At 65.2% G+C, this 1,404-nt stretch carries 2 protein-coding genes; one reads left to right on the top strand and one right to left on the bottom strand.

Translation table 11 applies throughout. The annotated features are described in order from the left end of the window. Positions 1–288 precede the first annotated feature (288 nt). Complete coding sequence (locus AB0M20_RS43570) at positions 289–1,113, bottom strand: lysoplasmalogenase (RefSeq protein WP_364307376.1); 825 nt, start codon at positions 1,111–1,113, stop codon at positions 289–291. Positions 1,114–1,221: 108 nt separating this feature from the next. Here AB0M20_RS43570 and AB0M20_RS43565 point away from each other — a divergent pair. Next, positions 1,222–1,404: epoxide hydrolase N-terminal domain-containing protein (locus AB0M20_RS43565; protein ID WP_364307374.1), on the top strand; the 183-nt coding region annotated here is incomplete at its 3' end.

Genomic DNA, 1,404 nt, shown 5'->3' with positions numbered 1-1,404 from the left:
ATCAGATCAAGCCTTTTTTAGTACCAAAACTTATTACATAATCAAAATTACATTTCTTTAGTTAATTTATATTGCTTATAAGCGTGATAAACTTTCGCATTCCACGTCGCTCGACGGTCAGCCGATGCACGGCGGAGCAGACGCCACCGGTCAATCGGCGATAGCCAACGATGCGACTGCCCCGACCCATCGACGCCGCGACCCAGGCGAGAGTCTCCACGGAGGGCCGACGCTGCCTGAACCCGCCATCCCTCCAGTCGCCGTCGATCATGGGCGCGAGCCTATTCGTCAGGGGCCTGCGACGAAACGGGTTTCCAACCGGCCAGAGGCAGTCGGGCCGGCTGCCCAGCCCATGGTTATGAGGGCCAGGGCGGCGACGTAGGTGGCCATCACCAGCAGGTCGAGTGCCGGAGCCGCCAGGCCGGCCAGGCGCAGGCCGATCAGTAGGTCGGAGACGAAGAAGAGCAGGCCGCCGGTCGCGACGCGCGGGCCGTGGTCGGTGGCTGCGGCGGCCATCGCGGTCAACGCGAGGCTGTAGACGAGGATGGGCAGGCGCAGGTCGTCGACGCGCCCCCACAGCAGCGCGTTGGCCGCCAGCCACAGCACACCGCCGGCCAGGTACACCGGCCATCGTGGCCGTGATCGCCGCAGGAACGCTGACAGCAGACAGAGTTGTGTCGCGAGGAACAACCCCATCCCGGCGAGCAACCCCGCCTTGCCGGGCGCCAGCATGGCCAGGTCGGCGGCCCAGGCGAAGATCAGCGAGACGGTCACCAGGTCGCGTCGCCCGGCGCGGAGCAGGTACGCGATCATCGACGGTGCGAGCACCGGTTTCCCGATCCATCGCAGCGCGTTGAGATTCGCCTCCGACGCCATTAGATCGACGGCCGAGACCATGGACAACGTGCCGAGCACCCGGCTCGCCTGTGGTTTTCCGGCCGGCTTGTTGAAAGGGCGTAGGCGAGGCAGTACCGACTGCGCACGGCCTGCCAGCCAGATGCGCGGCATCGACACTTCGGTGCGGAGCCTCTCGAGAAGCGGACTCAGTGGCCCGCTTCGGGCGTGATATGACAGTGGACGTCCAGCTTCTCGGGCCGCGCCGGTCTTGAACATGCGGCCGCGTACCCGCGAACGAATGACTCATTCCAGCGGATCGAAGCAGCCCGCATCGCGGTGGCCTTAGGACAGGAACTGACCTGACCGAGCCCTAGCGTGCGCTGCATGACGAACAGCCAACCGGGCGTCCGCCCGTTCCGTATCGATATCCCGCAGCCGCAGCTCGACGACCTGAAGGCTCGTCTGGCCAACACCCGATGGCCGGCAGAGCTGCCCGGGGTCGGTTGGAGTCGCGGAGTTCCCGTCGGGTACCTGCAGGAGGTCGCTGACTACTGGCGCACCGGCTAC

The sequence above is a fragment of the Actinoplanes sp. NPDC051633 genome (assembly GCF_040681735.1).
Lineage (GTDB): Bacteria > Actinomycetota > Actinomycetes > Mycobacteriales > Micromonosporaceae > Actinoplanes.
The sequence above is the reverse complement of the archived record's forward strand: the minus strand, read 5'-3'. Positions and strand labels throughout refer to the sequence as shown.

Excerpts from the sequence above, each read along its gene's own strand:
- AB0M20_RS43570 (WP_364307376.1), bottom strand. The coding sequence starts at position 1,113 with ATGTTCAAGACCGGCGCGGCCCGAGAAGCTGGACGTCCACTGTCATAT.